We start from the raw sequence: 19539 nt of genomic DNA on the forward strand, positions 1-19539 counted from the left end.
TCACCGGTGCGCAATGCTGGGCTGCGATGTCAAGGAGGGAATCGAACCCTCTGCGCTGCCCTCCGCGCGCCAGCAGAGACCGGACTTTGCCCGCCGATCTTGGGCTTGTGCACGCCTCCGCGACAACTACCTGCTCCACCTCGGCCCGCTAATCCAGCAGCTCGACCTCCCAGTTGGACTGTTGGATCCGAACATCGAGCTCACGAAGTTCGCGGGCGAGCTCGTCGGCCTGGGCGCGCAGTTCGGCAACGGGCAGGGCCGGCAGCATCTTGAGCTCGGACCGCAGTTGGCGCGAGTAGGTGGGCTGGTTGCTACCGGCGGCCGCGTCCGCGGCGGCGGTGAGCACGTAGTGACGCAGACGCAGGGCGTCTCGGCGGGCCAGCGCGTCGGTCAGCGTGCCGTCCGCGCCGATCGCCGTGGCGGCGTTGGTGCGGTTGATGCGCCGGATCAGCGTCTCGTACTCATCCAGCGTCTCGCCGGCTTCGGCGAGCAGAGCCGCGGCATCCTCGGCCGGTTCCTCGCCTTCTTGATAGCGGGCGTTGCCCACGATGCGCGTGCGCAGCTGCTCGACCCGCCGCGCCGCGTTCGCGCGCAGCGATAACGCCTCTGCCAGCTTCACAATCCCTGCTCCTCAGTTCGTCACCCCAAGCGCCGGCTCTCGCCAAGGCCCGGCTGCAAGCCCTTAGCATGATGGCTCCAAATCAGGTAGCTGGCAACGTATTTTCGGTGCCCGGTCAGATCCGCGGACCGCGCTATCGAGGGGCAACGCGGCACCGCCTATCCTGACCGGAGTGGCCGATCTGTCCGTTGCGCAGCTGCGCAGCCGTCTCGACGGTCTGAGCACCCGTGACGCCGTGCGTCTGGGCAGGCGCTTGAAGGGGGCTTCGCGGCGCCAAGCCGGAGAGGCTGCAGCAGCTGACCGAGCAGATCGCTGTCCAGATTTCTGCGGCCGAGGCGCTGATTGCGACGCGACAAGCCGCCGTTCCGACGATCACCTACCCCGACCTGCCGGTCAGCGAGCGTCGCCAGGAGATCGCCGAGGCGATACGGGCGAACCAGGTGGTCGTCGTCGCGGGGGAGACCGGGTCGGGCAAGACCACCCAGCTACCGAAAATCTGCCTGGACATCGGCCGCGGGGTCCGCGGGACGATCGGACACACCCAACCTCGGCGGCTAGCCGCCCGCACGGTCGCGCAACGCATCGCCGACGAGCTGCAAACCCCGCTGGGCGACGCGGTCGGATACGCCGTCCGGTTCACCGACCAGGTCAGCGAGCGCACCCTGGTCAAGTTGATGACCGACGGGATTCTGCTCGCCGAGATCCAGCGCGATCGACGCTTGCTGCGCTACGACACGCTGATTCTGGATGAGGCCCACGAGCGCAGCCTCAACATCGATTTCTTGCTCGGATACCTGCGCGAGCTGCTGCCGCGCCGCCCGGACCTGAAGCTGATCGTGACGTCGGCGACGATCGAGCCGCAACGCTTCGCCGCCCACTTCGGTGGGGCGCCGATCATCGAGGTGTCCGGACGGACCTACCCGGTCGCGATTCGGTACCGGCCGTTGGAGGTTCCCGTTTCGACGGGGTCCCCGGAAGACTCCAGCGACCCGGACGACCCGGACCACGAAATCGTCCGCACCGAGACCCGCGACGAGGTGGAGGCGATCGTCGACGCGGTCCACGAACTGCAAAACGAAGCCCCCGGAGACGTCCTGGTTTTCCTGTCCGGGGAGCGTGAGATCCGCGATACGGCCGAGGCACTCAGCGGCCTCGAACACACCGAGGTGCTTCCGCTGTATGCCCGGCTGCCGACCGCCGAGCAGCAGAAGGTGTTCGCGCCGCACACCGGGCGCCGCGTCGTGCTGGCAACCAACGTGGCCGAGACATCGCTGACCGTGCCGGGCATCCGCTACGTCGTCGACCCGGGCAATGCCCGCATCTCGCGCTACAGCCGCCGCCTCAAGGTGCAACGGCTACCGATCGAACCGATCTCCCAGGCGTCCGCCGCGCAGCGGGCCGGCCGATGTGGTCGGGTTGCCCCCGGCATCTGCATCCGCCTCTACTCCGAGGACGACTTCGCCGCCCGACCGCAATACACCGACCCGGAGATACTGCGGACCAACCTGGCCGCGGTGATCCTGCAGATGGCGGCGCTGCAGCTGGGCGAGATCGAGAACTTCGGATTTCTCGACCCGCCGGATCGGCGCAGCGTTCGCGACGGCGTACAGCTGTTGCAGGAACTCGGCGCCTTCGACCCAACCGGCGCGATCACCGATCTCGGCCGTCGCTTGGCGAGGCTGCCGGTTGACCCCAGGCTGGGCCGGATGATTCTGCAGGCCGGGGTGGAGGGGTGTCTGCGTGAGGTCCTGGTCCTAGCCGCGGCGCTGACGATCCCTGATCCGCGGGAAAGACCAACCGACCGCGAAGAGGCAGCCCGCCAAAAGCATGCCCGATTCGCCGACGAGGACTCGGACTTCATGTCCTACCTCAACCTCTGGAGGTACCTCGGCGAGCAGCGAAGGGCTCTGTCACGCAGCGCTTTCCGGCGGATGTGCCGCAACGAGTTCCTGCACTACCTGCGCATCCGGGAGTGGCAGGACTTGGTCGGACAGCTGCGCAGCATCTGTCGCGACCTCGGCCTAGCCGAGTCAGGACCGCAATCGGATGATCCGGCCGAGCCCGCCCGGGTGCACGCGGCGCTGCTGGCCGGGCTGCTCTCGCATGTTGGGATGCGCCGTGAAGACGGCCGGGAGTATCTGGGTGCGCGCAACTCGAGGTTCGTTCTGGCGCCCGGATCGGTGCTCACCAAGCGACCGCCACGCTGGGTCGTGGTGGCCGAGCTGGTCGAGACCAGTCGCCTCTACGGGCGCATCGCCGCCCGCATCCAGCCGGAAGTGGTCGAGCGAGTTGCGGGGGAGTTGGCCCAACGCAGCTACAGCGAACCGCACTGGGACGCCAAGCGCGGCGAGGTGATGGCCTACGAACGGGTGACGCTGTACGGTTTGCCGCTGGCCGCGCGCCGACGCGTGGGGTACTCGCGGGTCGAGCCCACGGTGGCACGGCAGCTGTTCATCCGCCATGCGCTCGTGGAGGGCGACTGGCAGACCCGTCATCACTTCTTTGCCGACAACGCGCGGTTGCGCACGCAACTCGAAGAACTGGAGGAGCGGGCCCGCCGACGCGGCCTGCTGGTCGATGACGATGACGTCTATGAGCTCTACGACGCCCGCAGCCCCGCCGAGGTCGTCTCCGCACGGCACTTCGACACGTGGTGGAAAAAGCAGCGCCACCAGACGCCGGATCTGCTCACCTTTACCCGAAATGAGCTGCTGCGCAGCGATGATCCTGCCGACACCGATCGGCCGGACGCCTGGCAGACCGACGACGCGGCACTGCCCCTGACCTACCGGTTCGAGCCCGGCGCCGCCGATCACGGCGTCACGGTGCACGTGCCGGTCGACGTGCTTGCCCGCTTGGGGGACGACCAGTTCGCCTGGCAGGTGCCGGCGTTTCGCGAAGAACTGGTCACCGAGCTCATCCGCTCACTCCCGAAAGACTTGCGCCGCAACTTCGTTCCGGCCCCCGATGCCGTCCGGGCGGTGTTGGCCGGGATCGACCCGGCCAAAGAGCCGCTAATGCAGGCGTTGCAGCGCGAACTACGGCGTCGCAGCGGCGTCTTGGTACCCATCGATGCCTTCGACCTGACCAAGCTGCCACCGCACCTGCGGGTGAATTTCGCCGTGGAATCCGCCGATGGCACCGAGGTCGCCCGCGGCAAGGACCTCAAGGCGCTGCACGCCGAGCTGGCGGCCCCCGCCCAGCGGGCGGTCGCCGACGCGGTTGCCGGCGATCTGGAACGAAAAGGGTTGCGCGCCTGGCCCGATGACGTGGACGAACTGGCGCGCGTCGTCGAGCGCAGCGTCGGCGGGCGGGCCGTGCGAGGGTTCCCGGGGTTCGTCGATCAAGGCTCGCACGTGGACTTGCGGGTGTTCGCGACATCAGCCGAACGTGACCATGCGATGGCACCCGGCACCCGGCGGCTGGTGCGGCTCGGTGTGGCCGCACCGCTGAAAGCCGTCGAACGCCAGCTGGACCCACGCACCCGCCTGCTGCTCGGGACCAACCCGGATGGTTCGCTGACCGCGCTGCTCGACGACTGCGCCGACGCGGCGACCGACGCACTGACACCGGGGCCGGTATGGACGCGGGCCGAGTTCGTCGCCTTGTGCGCCGACGTGGCGAAAGCGCTGGTCCCGATGACCATCGACATCGTGGGGCGCGTCGCGAAGGTGCTCGCCGCCGCGCAGGAGGTGCAGCTCGCCTTGCCCGCGAAGCCACCGTCGGCGCAGACCGACGCGATCGCCGATATCCGCGCCCAGCTGGACCGGTTGGTTCCACCGGGCTTCGTGGCCGCAACCGGGCGGGCACATCTCGGCGACCTCGCCCGCTACCTGATCGCGATCCGTCGACGCCTTGACCGGTTGCCGCATGCCGTTGCGGCCGACCGGGACCGGATGGAGTGGGTACAAGCCGTTGTGGAGGCCTACGACGAACTTGTGCACGCGCTGCCGCTGGCACGGGCCAGCGCCGCCGACGTCCGCGACATCGGCCGCCAAATCGAGGAGTTGCGGGTGAGCCTGTGGGCCCAGCAGCTCGGCACCCCGCGTCCGGTCAGTGAACAGCGGATCTACCGGGCGATCGACGCCGTGCACCACAGCGACACGGAGCGCTGAGTTCGCGCCGGAATCCGAAGCGAAAGTGGCCCGCATCACAATAGGCTGTTGCTGACCCGAGCTCGTCGAAACCAGCCGGGAACCCCCCGGCTGGTTGTGAGCTTTATGGAGGTTCGACATGACCGCGCTGACGGCGGTTCCGGAAATCGTGGTACACGCGGCCACCGAGCTAAGGGACATAGGTTCTTCGGTCAACACCGCCAACGCCATGGCGACGACGCAGACCACAACCATCGTCGCCGCGGCCCAAGACGAAGTATCAGCGGCGATCGCGGCGCTGTTTTCTGTTCACGGTCAGACCTATCAGCAGTTGAGCGCGCAGGCGATAACTTTTCACGAGCAGTTTGTGCGGGCGCTGAGCAGCGCCGGAGGCGCCTACGCAGCTGCGGAGGCCGCCAACACCGGACCGCTTCAGCAGCTGCTGGAGGCGATCAATTCGCCGGTACAAGCGTTGACCGGGCGGCCGCTGATCGGCAATGGCGCCAACGGTGCGCCGGGCACCGGCGCCAATGGTGGCGATGGCGGCTGGCTGCTCGGCGATGGCGGCGCCGGCGGGTCGGGCGCCACCGGCCAAGTGGGAGGTAACGGCGGGGCGGCCGGGCTGCTGGGATCGGGAGGTGCGGGCGGGGCCGGGGGCGGGGGCGGCTCCACGGTCGGTAACGGTGGTGCCGGAGGGGTTGGGGGGACCGGGGGCTGGTTGTCGGGTAGTGGCGGAGTCGGCGGGGCAGGTGGGGCGACCAGCGACGTTGGCGCGGTCGGCGGGGCCGGCGGGGCCGGGGTCTGCTGGGTGCCGGCGGAACCGGCGGGGCAGGCGGAGCGGGCCGTCTCGGGAGTGGCGCGACCGGTGGGGCCGGAGGAGCCGGGGGAGCCGGGGGCCGTGGGCCGGACTGGTCGGTGCGGGCGGAGGCGATGGCGGCATCGGCGGGATGGGACAACACAATGGCGGAGCCGGCGGGACGGGTGGCAGCGCTGGGGTGCTCGGTGGCCCAGGCGGGGCCGGCGGCACCGGCGGATACGGCGGTGTGACAGGCGGCGGCGGTGGTTCCGGCGGTGACGCCGGCGGGATGTTCGGCGTGCGGGGGCTATTCGGCACCGGTGGGGCGGGCGGGACCGGAGGATTCGGCAGTACATCCGGGGCGGCCGGGGGACCGGGGGGACCGGCGGTGACGGTGGGTTGTTCTTCTCCAGCGGCGGGGCCGGCGGGGAAGGCGGTGCCGGCGCGACCGCCGGCCCGGGTGGGGGCGGCGGGGCCGGCGGATTGCTGTTCTCCGACGGCGGCGTCGGCGGAGTCGGTGGCTCCAGCACCGGCGGTGTTGGGGGCCAGGGGGGAACGGGAGGCCGGGCGGGCCTGCTGATCGGCAACGCAGGCGCCGGTGGCGCGGGTGGCGAAGGTACGGCGGCTGGAGGCGACGGCGGTAACCGCGGCAACGGAGTGCTGATCGGTAACGGTGGCAACGCCGGTACCGGCGGAGCGGGTCCGAGCAACGGTGGCAATGGTGTCGGCGGTACCGGTGGTGTGCTGCTGGGAGCCGACGGATTCGACGCCCCGGCGAGCAGCTCACCGCTGCACAGTTTGCAGCAACAAGCGCTGACCGCGGTCAATGCCCCCATTCAGGCGGCCACCGGGCGCCCGCTGATCGGCAATGGAGCCCCGGGGGCTACCGGCAGCGGCGCGAGTGGGTCGCCCGGGGGTTGGTTGCTTGGTGACGGCGGGGCCGGCGGCTCCGGAGCTGCCGGCTCGGGTATCGCCGGTGGTGACGGCGGGGCAGCCGGGCTCATCGGTACCGGCGGCACCGGCGGCGCCGGCGCTGGCTCGGCCTCCGATGACGGCGGCGGCGGCGGCTCCGGTGGGGCGGGCGGGTGGCTATCCGGTGCCGGCGGGGTCGGCGGGGTCGGCGGGGTCGACGGGGTCGGCGGATTCTCACTGACCGGCGGTACCGGCGGGAGCGGCGGTGCCGGCGGGGCCGGCGGGCTGTTGGGTGCGGCCGGGCTGGACGGTGCCGGCGGGGCTGGCGTCAACGGAGACGGTGGTGGCGGCGGGAGCGGCGGGGCCGGCGGGCTGTTGGGTGCGGCCGGGCTGGACGGTGCCGGCGGGGCTGGCGTCAACGGAGACGGTGGTGGCGGCGGGAGCGGCGGGGCCGGCGGCCTACTGGGTGGGCTGGTCGGCGCCGGTGGCGGCGACGGCGGGGCGGGGGAGCCAGCGAGTCGGCAAACGGTGGCGCCGGCGGGGCCGGGGGCGATGCCGGAGCGTTCGGCGGGCCCGGCGGTGCGGGCGGGAGCGGCGGATTTGGCGATGTGGCTGGGGGGATTGGTGGCACCGGCGGCAATGCCGGGATGCTGTTCGGCAGCGGCGGGGCCGGCGGTGACGGTGGATTTGGCCTGGGTGTCGTGGGTGGGCACGGCGGGGACGGCGGCAACGCCGGCCTGTTGTTCTCCAGTGCGGGATCTGGAGGATTTGGCGGTTCCAGCACGAAAACCGCTGGTGACGGCGGGATGGGCGGGGCAGCCGGGTGGCTGGGCTTCGGTGGGGCCGGTGGAGCCGGCGGGTTCGGTGGCGTGGTCGGTGCAGGCGACGGGGGCTCGGGCGGCAACGGCGGTGCCGGCGGTCAATTGTTGGGAATCGGCGGGGCCGGCGGGGCCGGCGGACAGTCGCTATCGAGCGGCGTTGGAGGCGACGGCGGCACTGGCGGCAACGCCGTGCTGATCGGCGACGGCGGCAACGGCGGCAACGTTGGAACCGGCACCCCCGGCGCCGGTGGGTCAGGTGGGGTCCTGCTGGGCGACGAAGGGCTCAACGGCTCGCCCTAGTCGAGGCAACCAAACGACGGGGACCGCCAACTCAGGTCGCACGGCCCGCAGGCCGCGAATCAGTTCGAGGCGCTGAGGACCTTGATCGCGAAGACCAGTGTGTCGCCCGGACGGATGCCAGCGCTGGGCTGGCCGTCGGCGTAACCATCGGCGGAGGTCATTGCGACGGCAACCGTGGAGCCGACTTTTTGTCCCGCGATGGCCTTTTGGAAGCCCGGCACCACCCCATTGAGCGGGAAGACGACCGGGGCGCCCCGTTCGTAGCTGCTGTCGAAGACCGACCCGTCGCGCCCATTGACGCCCATGTAGCAGACGGAAACCCTCGCCGTACCCGGGACCACGGGGCCGTCGCCGGCTTGCAGCGTGTGCACCTGGGTTTGATTCACGCTGAACGGGGTCGACACCTTCACGACTGGAGCCGCCGTCTCGGTGGATCCGGTGACGGCAACGCTGCCGGTGGCCCCGTTGAGCGTCCACTCCGGCGTCGTGCCACTGGACGGCGCCGCGGTTGGACACGAAGCGGCGGCGGTTGCCGTTCCCGATGCGGCGAGCGGAACCCCGATTGCCGCGACGCAGGCGGCAAGTACAGCGGAGGAATAAACCCGGAAGGACTTCACGGCGCTCAGGCTACAGCCACTGGTCACCGCCCCAATTGGTAGCCCTGCCGTAGCCGACCAGGCGAAGCGGCGGCGCCACGCGGCGCATTGAGCTGTGCCCTTTGGAACCGCTCAGAAATGGCTGGGATTAGCGGGGTTCATCGGGCTCATCGGATTTGCCGGGTTCATCGGATTTGCCGGATTTGCCGGGTTCATCGGGTTTACCGGATCCATCGGGCTCGCGGGGTTGAGAGGACTGTTCGGCCCGCTTTACGCGCCAAAGCGACAGCCACGCATCTCGTGTCGGTGTTCGCCCACCGTGCCCGATTGGTGCTCGGTCAACTCGCTGTCGCCGAGAAAAGCAATGAAATTCCCTGCGTACGTGCCCTGCTCGCGCTGCTGCCGGGTAGCTTGCGGTGGCTGGTCACCGTGGATGCGATGCATACCCAGGTCGTCACCGCGAAGTTGATCTGCGCCACCTTGAAGTCGCACTACCTGATGATCGTCAAGTCCAACCAAGCCAAAATACTTGCGCGTATCACCGCGCTGCCCTGGGCCGAGGTGCCCACAGCCGCTACCGACGACTCCCGCGGCCACGGCCGTGTCGAGACCCGCACCCTGCAAATCATCACCGCTGCACGAGGAATCGGCTTCCCCTACGCAAAACAAATCATCCGGATCACTCGTGAACGCTTGATCACCGCCACCGACCAGCGCAGCGTGGAGGTGGTCTATGCCATCTGCAGCCTGCCGTTCGAGCACGCCCGCCCTACCGCGATCATGACCTGGATGCGTCAACACTGGGGAATCGAGAACAGCCTGCACTGGATACGCGACGTCACCTTCGACGAAGACCGTCAAAGGGCACATACCGGAAACGGCGCACAGGTCCTAGCAACGCTACGCAACACCGCGATCAATCTGCACCGCCTCAACGGCGCCGACAACATCGCCGAAGCCTGCCGGATCACCGCTTTGACCGCCAACCGCCGCCTAGACCTCCTCAATCCACAATTCCCCAGCTCACAAGCCTGCTAATCAACAACGCCGGAGCCCTGGGCCCATACGGGCCGAGGTTGCATAGGGCATCCGCATTCGCCATGCAATCCGCAGGGTCAAACGGGTTGACCGGGTCCGCGCCGGCGGGGGCGGCAGCAATGAGGGCAGATGCGGCGCAAAAAGCGCCTATTGCCAATACTTTTCCAAAGCCACGGCGGGCACCAGAAAACGTCGTCAACCTCATCGAAATAATCCTTCTTTCTCTAGCGCCATCAATGGTACCGAGGAAATCGATGCATATCGCACGGCGATCTTCCATGCCGTAAGTCCCGCCGGCGCCTGACCGACCCGAGACCCGGGGACCGGTCCGGTGTCACAGGTAGGGAACCCGTTTCACTAGCCTCTGGGGCATGAAGGCCATGGCGCAGCGAACGTGGAATCCGGCAAAACCGCTAGAACTCATCGAGCTACCCACGCCCGAACCGAAAGCCGGCGAAGTCCGGGTACAGGTCCAGGCGATCGGGGTCAACCCGGTCGACTGGAAGATGCGCAGCTCGGGCCCCCTGCGGCTGGCGGCACGCCTGATCGGACCAAAGCCACCGGTGGTGGTGGGGGTGGACTTCGCCGGAGTGGTCGAGGCGGTCGGTCCGGGCGTGACGCGCGCCGCCCCGGGAGACTGGGTGGTGGGCGGCACCAACTTCTCCCGTGGTCAGCGGGGTTCATACGCCGACACCGTGCTGGTGCGCGAGGACCAGCTCTGCCGCGTCCCGGACACGGTCGACATCGCAGTGGCCGCCGCCTTGCCCGTGGGCGGTGTCACCGCCTGGATGGCGGTCGTGGAGCTGGGCCGAATCCGGCAAGTGCCGCCCGCCGACCGGCGCGTGCTGGTGCTGGGTGCCTCCGGGGGCGTGGGCCAGCTGACCGTGCAGATCGCCAAGCTGCAGGAGGCCTTCGTGGTCGGCGTGTGCTCGACAAAAAACGTCGAGATGGTCAAGGACCTAGGGGCCGACCTCGTTCTGGACTACAACCAGGGCGACGCACTGGCGCAGGCCAAGCCGCATGCCCCATTTCACGTCGTGATCGACTGCGTGGGCAGCTACTCCGGCGCCGGGTGTCGGGCACTGCTGTCTTCGCGCGGTCGCCACATCATGGTGGCCGGTGACGAGCCCAGCTCCGCCGTGCAAGTGGTGGTGCCCCCGTTCAAATCCAAGGCAATCCTGGGCAGACCCAACGGCGCGCGGCTGGAACCGCTGGTGAATGCTGTGGCCGCCGGCAAGCTGCGGGTGAGCATCGCCCAGAAGCTCCCACTCACCAGCGCCGAGGAGGCCCACCGGCTCAGCCAGACCAGCCGCATGACCGGGAAACTGATCCTCGAACCCTGAGATCGTCTGCCGGGCGCTTTGACTGTGCCGACGGTCAGTTGCGCGACAGTGCGGGGCCAATGCGGGGCACCCCGGGGCCCGACGAGTGCGGCGATGCCAACATCTCATGACGGTTTCGGTTGCGCAAAGGTACTGCAGCCCACCCGCGACGCAACGGCCAATATCGCTTTGGTGTCTCTAGCGTTGGCTGTCATGGCCAGACTGGACAGCTTCGTGAAGCGCTGGCGTACAGCGCTTCACGTCACTCTGTTGGCGTTGATGGTCGCCATCCCCGGACTCGCCATTAGCCCCGAGGCTCACGCAGCCGCGGCCACGGCAACGTTGACGGTGGAACATACGTGGCAGACCGGCTTCATCGCGCGCTTCGCGATCACCAATGCGAGCCTGGTACCGATGAGCGACTGGCGGCTTGAATTCGACTTGCCGGCGGGAGAATCCATCTCGCACGCGTGGAATAGCACCGTCGCGCAATCCGGCACGCACTATGTTGTGAGCCCCGCGAACTGGAATCGCGTCATTGCACCTGGCGGTTCAGCTACCGGTGGATTCCGAGGAGTGTTGCTCGGCACGTACTCGCCACCGACCAATTGCATGCTCAACCGACAATATCGTTGCTCCTAGGAGCACTCCGAGGTCCAGAAGTCATCAGCCCTCGCGATGCGCCGGTGCAGCATCGGCGCTGGATGTGCCATGTCCTGCCTGGGCGTCCGACAGGAGTCGCCAAGTTGAGCTCGATGATCGGCTGTGCAGAATTCCGGCAACCTATAGGCTAACTACCGCGCGCGATGTCTGGCCATAGCGCGAACGTGACGGAGGGATGTAGCGCAGGTGAGTCAGGCACTCGGCGGAGGCACGCAGTGGTAGCCGTGTCGGCGCTGGTGCTTTCCGGCAAGGGCGGAACAGCGAAAACGCTTTGGCAGATAATGCTGGCAGGGGAAGCGTCGCGAGCCGGGATCTCGACCTTGCTGGTCGACGCAGACCCAGAGCGGAATCTGTCTAATCACTTTGGGGTGTCGCAGCATTCAACCGGCTTGGGTTCCGTCCTAGAAGATGCCGGAATCGACTTTTGAGGCAAGCCCGACCAGGGCGCCAAGCGGATACCCGAAGAGATTATTGAAACCGCATGGCCCTCGGTGGATTTGGTGCCCGCCGGCGCTTCGTTAGGCCGCGTCGCGGGCATAGGCGTATCGGACACCGGGTTGTTGCGACGCATCTTTACAGTTGCGGGGATATTCGACCGCTATGAACTTCTGCTGATCGACACCGGCGGTCGCACCGGCTCTTTGGAAGCGCTGGCAATGCATCTAGGTGATGTGGCATACGCGCCGATCACCCCAACCCTCGATGCGGTACGGAAGGCCAAGGAGGCGCGGAACAGGGTGGAAAGTGTCCAACGAACACATCCACTCAGATGGTGCGGTGTTGTCTTGTCCGCCTTCGACAGTCGGATCGGCATCGAGCGGTCGATCCGGGAAAAGGCGTACCGCGAGTTTGGCGACGAAGTCCGCGCCGAGGTGCCGAGGCGTGCCGTCATAAATGAGGCTTTCCAAGGCGGCACGCGGCTCGGTGATTGCCACGACACCATCGCGACCAATCTCGCGCGAGTCTTCCAAGGCTTCCTGGAACGCGACCTGTTGGGTCGACCCGCTAGTACGCCCCCGAACGTGCAGCCCTGACGAATCGGTGGTTGGCGCAATAACACCGGTGAGGCTCTTGGGGTCTGTATGTCGCACGCGATGATGCCGAGCTCAGCGAACGCCAGCAGCGGCTATCGCGCATCGCCATTCCGATGCCCTTGATGGAGGTTCCACTGTCCGCAGTCCGGTGCCAGAACGTCGTTGACGTCGACTTCGAATCCGCCGACCCGCGGGCCAGGACTGGACTTGGTGCTCACGACGCGCTGGTAGAGAACGGCGGCCGGGTAGATCCGATGGCCGGACCAGGCTCGAGTTTGCCAGGCCCACCGGCGGCCGGGCGTGCCCGAAGATCCGATAACACCATCGGCCGCGGCCCACTGACACACATCGATTCCTCCGTAAACCCCGGTACGTTGAACCCCAAGAACCGAGTTGATTCCGCGAAACCATTGCAGCGCAACACGGTTCCAGGTATCGCGATTGATGTCCTCATCGACCGTGAAGAAGACCGGCGCACCTTGGCCGCCGCCCGCGGCGGTGTGCAGCTGCCAGGCGGTGCGCGCATCCGCGACGCCGCCGGCATAGCCCCGCGTGAAGTCCGACGGCGCTGACCCACCCGGTTTGCCGTATTGGTAGTTACTGACTATCACCAAGCCCGCGGCCGTCAGTGAATCAGCGTAGCGCCGGGTAATCGGCTTAGCGCCAAACGATGAGCCGGGACGCGGCAGCGAAACGTAGTTGACCACACCGCTGTAGCCGGCAGCTCGGATCTGCTGCGCCGGAATCTGATGCGCGGCGAAGTCGATCAGTCGAGGGGGAGCGGCGGCGGCCGCGGTGGGCATGCCGCAGGCCGCCGATGCGGCACCGAGCCCGGCCAACGCAGTCGTGTAGCGCAGCGCGTCGCGCCGGGAAATCGCTCGCGATCGAACAGCGCTGGGCGGCAGGGGCAAATTGTGCATCGCGCGATGTTAACGATGTGACTGCTGTTGCCGATAGACCTGCGCCAGCCGAAACGCGGGTGCGTTCCCAAATGGATACCAAGCGGTGACCGTTCGGCAATGGCCACGCCGAATGAGAACGCCTCGGCGTGTCGTTGGTGGGGCCGTCGACGTACGCTTCAGGTGGCGGCTACTGGTAACCCGCCATCTTCGGTTCTCTGCATAGTCATTCGGCCCAAGTGTCCGAACAGTCTCGAGTGTGCGTCCAAAGTGTGTCCAACGCCCGCGACTCCGAGCTGCCAAGTAATGCTTGGGCGTGGCGGTTGGGGACCACTCGGTATTGACCGACTCATCCCAGGATCGCCCGCGCTGCGCGCTCTGCGACCAGCATGACTGGCGCGTTGGTGTTCCCGGAAGTGATGGTGGGCATCGCCGATGCATCGGCCACTCGAAGACCGGCGACGCGGTACACGCGACAGTCGGTGTCGAGCACCGTGGCGGCCGACCTCGGCCTACCGCGTGCGTCAAAGGCTCCCATCGCGCAGGTGCCCACCGGATGAAAGATAGTTGTGCCGAGTTCGCGGGCCGCCTTCTGCAGGTCTTCGTCGCTCACCAGTTGCGGGCCGGGAAGCAACTCTTCTGGGCAGTAGCGAGCCAGCGACGGTGCCGCCATGATCTGCCGGGTCATCCGGAGGCCGCGCACGGCTAGTTGACGATCCTGGTCGGTGGACAGGTAATTGCAGAGGATCTTTGGCTTGGTCAGCGGATCTCCACTGGTTATGCGCACGTGGCCACGCGAGCTGGGTCGCAGATTGCACACCGAGGGAGTGATCGCTCCGAAACGGTGCAGGGGTTCGCCGAATTTCGGCAACGACAAGGGCTGCACATGCCACTCCAAATCGGGACTGGCCAGCGCGGGGTCGCTTCTGGCGAAGGCGCCCAGCGTGGAGGGCGGCATGGTCAAGGGCCCCGATCGCAGCAGTAGGTACTGAAGTCCCATGCCTGCCCGGCTGATCCAATTCCGGTACAGCGTGTTGACGGTCCGGGCGCCCCGGACCCGGTAGATCGTTCGCAGCTGCAGGTGGTCCTGGAGGTTTTCACCCACTCCCGGCAGGTCGACGGCCACCGGCACTTGATGCTCGGCAAGCAGCCCGGCCGGGCCCAGACCCGAGGCCTGCATCAGCTGCGGCGACCCGATCGCTCCGGCGCTCAGGATCACCTCTCGACGGGCTTGGACGTCGACGATTTGGCCATCTTTGAGCAGCCGCACGCCGGTGGCGCGGTGCTGAGCTGTGGTCCAGGCACCGCGACGCTGATCGTCGTGAACCCGGTTGTCCACCAGTAGCTTTAAGGCCTGGGTCTGGGTGTAGATGGTGAGATTAGGCCGGTGGGCGACGGGATGCAGGAAAGCATCGGCCATCGACCAGCGCAGGCCACGCCGTTGGTTGACATGAAAGTACGCACTACCGGCGTTGTCTCCCCGGTTGAACTCGTCGATCGGAGCAATGCCCACCTGGGCAGCGGCGGCCTGCCAGGCGTCGAGGATCTTCCAATGCACCCTTGGCCGCTCAACGCGAATCTCGCCACCGGCGCCGTGCCAGTCGTCGGCTCCGCCGAAGTAGTTTTCCAACTTCTTGTAGATCGCCAGTGTCTCGCCGGAGCTGTCCGGGCCGCCCCAAAGCCATCGCTGGTCGCCGGTGGCCTGCGCCCATAGGTCGTAATCGCTGGCCTGTCCGCGCATGTGGATCATGGCGTTGATCGATGAGCAGCCGCCGATCACGCGGCCCCGTGCGTAGTGAATGCTGCGGCCGGCCAGACCCGGGTCAGCCTCGGTCGTGAAGCACCAGTCGGTGCGGGGGTTGGCAATTGTGTACAGGTAGCCCACCGGCACCTTGATTCAGAACCAGTTGTCCTTGCCGCCGGCCTCGATCAAGAGCACACGGTGATCAGGGTTGGCGCTGAGCCGGTTGGCGAGCAGGCAGCCCGCACTGCCTGCTCCTACGATGATGAAGTCGAATTCGGCGACCGGGCTCATTGCGGCATCGGTCCTCCATCTCATGCGTGTTCTGGTGTCACGCGAAGACAGCCCTATCCGCCGAGAGCGGGGTACGGCTGTCCGGTATCCGTCTTGTCAACCGGCAACTGCAGAATGCCATCTTCAGAGACATGGTCGTAGCGCGACTGTCTCAACGGTGTCCTCGTCTCCGTTGCAGCGGACGTGACCGATCGGAGTTCGCGGCCCTCAATGGCCCCCAGGTAGAGCCGAATGGATTCATCGTTGCCGCGGCCGGGGAGAGAAACCGCTCATGTGGCCCCCAACGATCGTCTTACAAAATGTCGTACACTGTTGCGATGGCTAACACCATCACCTTCAGGCCCGACGAAGACACAACGAAGGCGCTGGAGGTCTTGACCAAAGATGGAACTTCGATGAGATGCGCCGCGTTGATGCGGCACTGCGCATCGTCCTCGATCTATGAGTATCCGGCAGCCTCTCTATAGCCAATGGATGCGAGGCCTTTTGGCCGACGCGGCGGGTGACGGCCGCTCACCACCGGTATGGCGGGCGAAAAGTCCTGCAACACAGCCGAAACGACGGGAGGAGCGGTGGTGAGAAACAGGTCAGGCGTTGATTCATCTGATGCAATATGCAGTGGTTAACTTGACATAATGTCGCTTATCGGCACATTGGGTGGCATATATAGGGATCGCCACACACGTCTTGGTGACCGTCGCTTGTTGACACAGCCAGGTCTCCGACGTCGCCTGCCAACACCGCCACGACGACATCGACGGCGATGTGCTCGCCCGACCTTCCCCGCGCCATGCGTACACGTTTTCGTCACGTGACAATAGCCAACGAGCGCATCTCCACAAACTATCGAGGCGATCATCGCGACGAGTCATCCCGAACGGACCGGCCGCGGATCCACACAACACACGGGACCGACCCGATTGCATGACCCCGCTTTGACCATCCGCGGATCTACCCCCCGTGCGTACCCCCACCACCCAAAGAGCCCGCACCCGAGCCCCAGATCGAGGCCTAGCGCAGCACAGTTACGTCACGTGACGTAATGGCAATCGATGGGCGAGATCCCCGAGCTCAATGGCCAGACGCGTCGAGTACGAAGATCGGCTTATGCCCGGCCTGCTTTGAGGTGAGCACCTCCGGCATCTCGTCCCATCCGTAGATCCCGGAGGTGACCAATTGGGGATGCAGCACATTCGCGGCAACCGCGTCGAGTGTCGGCGTCATGCTGGGCCGAGCGTGACCTTTGCCGTTGTGAAAATGGACTCCACGCATATATAGCTGCAGCATCGGCAACGCGACATCCTGGAAGTAGATGCCCACACTGTTGACATGTCCTTCCGGCACCACCGACCGCAGCGCCATCTTGAGCCGTTCGGGATCGGCAGAGGCATCCACCGCAAGATCGAAGTTTTTCTCCCGCTTGCCGTTGATGTCGGCGACTTCGGCTCCAAGTTGCTCAGCGACCGCCATCCGCACCGGGTCGTCGTCGTAGTAGACCGTGTGCGCACCAGCACAGTGCACCGCGGCGTCAACGCAGTAGAGCCCGATCGAACCCGTACCCCCGAAGACCGCCACCCGCGGGTCACTCGGGCTCGTCGTGGAGAGCTTTCCCGCCGAGCGGCGAGCCCACGGGGTGAACCTGTGGGGTGCCGCCGGGGCGATCGCGGCCGGTCTCGGCCCACCCATTGGGGGCGCGCTCGTCGAGGCGCTGAACTGGCGCTGGGTCTTCTTGGTGAATCTGCCGCTGGGCATCGTGGCAGTGCTGGCCGCGCGCCGGGCGCTGGTGGAGAGCCGGGCTTGCGGGCGTCGACGGGTGCCCGACGTTCGGAGCGCGGCGATGCTGGCCACTGCGCTGGGACTGCTGACCCTGGGCTTGATCAAGGGCCCGGACTGGGGCTGGTCCAGCCTGCCCGCAATCGGGTCCTTGGTGGCCGCGGCGCTGGCGATGATCGGATTTGTCGTGAGCTCGCGAAACCACCCGACGCCGCTGGTGGAGCCGGCGCTGTTGCGCATCCGCTCGTTCGTGGCCGGCAGCGCACTCACCGCCATCGCGAGCGCCGGCTTCTACGCCTATCTGCTTACCCATGTCCTGTTCCTGAGTTACGTGTGGGGTTACACGCTGCTACAGGCCGGCCTGGCGGTGTGTCCGGCCGCGATCATCGCGGCCGTCACCGCGGGGCTGCTGGGCCGGGTTGCCGACCGGCACGGCTACCGCGTCATCATCGGCGTCGGCGCGCTGATCTGGGCCGGCAGCCTGCTGTGGTACCTGACCTGCGTCGGGACCACCCCCAACTTCCTCGGCGAATGGCTTCCCGGCCAGATATTGCAGGGCATCGGTGTGGGCGCCGCGTTCCCGCTGTTGGGCAGCGCCGCCCTGGCCGGGCTGGCCTCGGGCAGCAGCTATGCCACCGCTTCGGCGGTGACCGGAACCATCCGCCAGGTCGGGGCCGTAATCGGCGTCGCGCTGCTGGTGATTCTGGTGGGTACACCGGCGCCTGGTGCGGCTGAAGAGTCTCTGCGCCGCGGCTGGACGATGGCGGCGATCTGCTTCGTCGCCGTCGCGCTCGGCGCGGTTTGGCTGGGCCGCATCCGCCCTGCCCCCGCAGAGGCCGTCACGCCCGAATCCGTACCGCCGGCGCAGACGCCCCTACCGCAGCCGAGCGTGGCCCCGGTTGTGTCGACTTCCCCCGATATCAACGTGCTGCAGGCCGTGCCCGACCTGCATCGCCACGCCGAACACGTTGAGCTGCAAGCGGGTTCGTACCTGTTCCGGGCCGGCGACGTATCGGACTCGCTCTACGTGGTGCGCAGCGGGCGCCTGCAGGTGATCGACGAACACGGCTTGGTGGCCGAACTGGGTCGCGGCCAGCTGGTGGGCGAAGTCGGGGTGCTGCGCGACGCGCCCCGCAGCGCGTCGGTCCTGGCGGTGCGCGACTCGTCCCTGCTGCGCGTGCCCAAGTCCGAATTCGCCAAGATCGCCGACGCGCGGCTGCTCGGTGTGTTGGCCTCGGTACTGGCCAATCGTCAGGTGCCGACATCGCGCACGGCTAGCCGGCCGCCGGCACGAGAGGTCGTCGTCGCGGTCATCGGTGTCGACGCCGGCGCGCCCGCGACGGTGGTGGCCACCGAACTGTGCGCCGCCCTGTCCCAGCGGCTGCGGGCGGTGGCCCCCGGCCGGGTCAACGCCGACGGGCTGGAGCGTGCCGAGCGGTCCGCCGACCGGGTGGTGTTGCAGGCGACGGTCGGTGACGGACCGTGGCTGGACTTCTGCGTGCGCGTCGCCGATCGGGTGGTGCTGGTGGCCCGGGACTTCTTGGCGCCTCCTCGGCGACTAACGGCCAAAGCACCGGGCGTCGACCTGGTCCTCACCGGCCCCTCGGCGGCTCCCGTGTACCGGCGGGAGTGGGAGGAGTTGATCACCCCGCGGTCGGTGCATACGGTTCACCCCGCAACGATTGCCGACGACCTGCGCCCTCTGGCCGCGCGCATCGCCGGCCGTTCGGTCGGGCTGGTCCTTGGCGGCGGCGGTGCGTTGGCGTGTGCCCACCTAGGCGTGTTGGAGGAGCTGGAGGCGGCCGGGATCACCGTCGACCGCTACGCCGGCACCAGTATGGGCGCGCTCATGGCGGCGCTGGCCGCCGACGGCGTGGACGCGGCCGGAGTGGACGCCTACATCTACGAGTACTTCGTGCGCAAGAACCACAGCGACTTCACCCTCCCGAGTAAGGGATTCCTGCGGGGGAAGCGCACCGAGGTCGCCCTGCGCAGTGCCTTCGGGGACCGGCTGGTCGAGGAGTTGCCGAAGCAGTTCCGCTGCGTCAGTGTCGATCTACTGGCCCGCCAGTCGGTCGTGCACCGCAGCGGTCTACTCACCGACGTGATCAGCTGCTCGATGCGGCTGCCGGTGATGTACCCGCCGATGGCCCATGCGGGGTCCCTGCACGTCGACGGCGGCATCCTCGACAACGTGCCCGTGACCGCGCTCGCCGGGCCGGAAGGCCCGGTGATTGCGGTGAACGTGGCCGGCGGCAATCGGGACAGCGCTCCAGACAGTCGGCATGGTAAGCGGCTACAGGTGCCAGGGATCACCGATACCCTGTTGCGCGCGTTGACGATTGGCAGCGCGATGACCTCCTCCGAGGTACTAGCGCACGCCGACGTGGTGATTCAGCCCAATCCCAGCGGCATTGGGTTTCTCGAGTTCCACCAGATCGACCGCGCCCGTGAGGCGGGACGGATGGCTGCTCGCCAAGCGCTGCCGCAGATCATGAAGCTGGTGTTCCCGTGAACCGACAGGCCGCCAACAAATCCCCCCTGCCTGACGCACCAGGACGCCAGCGGGGTTGGGCGTGAACCACCCACCGCCGGTGGCACCGCCAGCAAACTGAGTGGTCCCCCGTTTTCGACGCC

8 protein-coding genes and 5 pseudogenes are annotated in these 19539 nt (G+C 67.4%); 8 read left to right on the top strand and 5 right to left on the bottom strand.

Annotated features, from left to right (window positions below; translation table 11 throughout):
* Positions 1-148 precede the first annotated feature (148 nt).
* Positions 149-619, bottom strand: a complete 471-nt coding sequence (locus MPSD_RS15025) for a DIP1984 family protein (RefSeq protein WP_011740221.1) — start codon at positions 617-619, stop codon at positions 149-151.
* A 172-nt stretch (positions 620-791) separates the two neighbouring features.
* Here MPSD_RS15025 and hrpA point away from each other — a divergent pair.
* Both hrpA and MPSD_RS29445 read left to right on the top strand, forming a co-directional pair.
* Positions 792-4734, top strand: a pseudogene (gene hrpA / locus MPSD_RS15030) (ATP-dependent RNA helicase HrpA).
* 118 nt (positions 4735-4852) lie between these two features.
* A pseudogene (locus MPSD_RS29445) lies at positions 4853-7542 on the top strand (PE family protein).
* A 59-nt stretch (positions 7543-7601) separates the two neighbouring features.
* Here the strand turns inward: MPSD_RS29445 and MPSD_RS15040 are convergent.
* The gene (locus MPSD_RS15040) at positions 7602-8168 is read right to left on the bottom strand and encodes an FKBP-type peptidyl-prolyl cis-trans isomerase (RefSeq protein ID WP_223161717.1); all 567 of its coding nucleotides are present in this window, start codon (positions 8166-8168) and stop codon (positions 7602-7604) included.
* Between the two features lie 222 nt (positions 8169-8390).
* On the opposite strand from MPSD_RS15040, the pseudogene MPSD_RS15045 reads away from it, so the two are divergent.
* From MPSD_RS15045 to MPSD_RS15060, 5 genes and pseudogenes are all read left to right on the top strand, one after another.
* Positions 8391-9176: pseudogene (locus tag MPSD_RS15045) on the top strand (ISAs1 family transposase); the annotation flags it as partial.
* 371 nt (positions 9177-9547) lie between these two features.
* Positions 9548-10519: an NAD(P)-dependent alcohol dehydrogenase gene (locus tag MPSD_RS15050; protein WP_020787288.1), complete on the top strand. Its 972-nt coding sequence runs from the start codon at positions 9548-9550 to the stop codon at positions 10517-10519.
* 192 nt (positions 10520-10711) lie between these two features.
* On the top strand, positions 10712-11140 hold the full coding sequence (locus MPSD_RS15055) for a cellulose-binding domain-containing protein (protein WP_012394646.1): 429 nt from the start codon (positions 10712-10714) through the stop codon (positions 11138-11140).
* A 245-nt stretch (positions 11141-11385) separates the two neighbouring features.
* Positions 11386-11589 carry a ParA family protein gene (locus tag MPSD_RS29450; RefSeq protein ID WP_232022534.1) on the top strand — a complete coding sequence of 68 codons (204 nt, stop codon included), beginning with the start codon at positions 11386-11388 and terminating at the stop codon, positions 11587-11589.
* 72 nt (positions 11590-11661) lie between these two features.
* Positions 11662-12195, top strand: coding sequence for a ParA family protein (locus MPSD_RS15060; RefSeq protein WP_020787285.1), 534 nt, complete (start codon positions 11662-11664; stop codon positions 12193-12195).
* Positions 12196-12287: 92 nt separating this feature from the next.
* Here the strand turns inward: MPSD_RS15060 and MPSD_RS15065 are convergent, their stop codons facing one another.
* The 3 genes and pseudogenes from MPSD_RS15065 to MPSD_RS15075 form a co-directional block, all read right to left on the bottom strand.
* Positions 12288-13115: a DUF1906 domain-containing protein gene (locus MPSD_RS15065; RefSeq protein WP_086085701.1), complete on the bottom strand. Its 828-nt coding sequence runs from the start codon at positions 13113-13115 to the stop codon at positions 12288-12290.
* 328 nt (positions 13116-13443) lie between these two features.
* A pseudogene (locus MPSD_RS15070) lies at positions 13444-15129 on the bottom strand (GMC family oxidoreductase).
* 1071 nt (positions 15130-16200) lie between these two features.
* A complete protein-coding gene (locus MPSD_RS15075) occupies positions 16201-16704 on the bottom strand; it encodes a zinc-binding dehydrogenase (protein ID WP_020787281.1) in 504 nt (167 codons plus the stop codon).
* A gap of 7 nt (positions 16705-16711) precedes the next feature.
* Between MPSD_RS15075 and MPSD_RS15080 the strand changes: the two are divergent.
* Positions 16712-19417: pseudogene (locus MPSD_RS15080) on the top strand (MFS transporter); the annotation flags it as partial.
* Between the last annotated feature and the right edge of the window lie 122 nt (positions 19418-19539).

It is taken from the genome of Mycobacterium pseudoshottsii JCM 15466, from assembly GCF_003584745.1.
Lineage (GTDB): Bacteria > Actinomycetota > Actinomycetes > Mycobacteriales > Mycobacteriaceae > Mycobacterium > Mycobacterium marinum.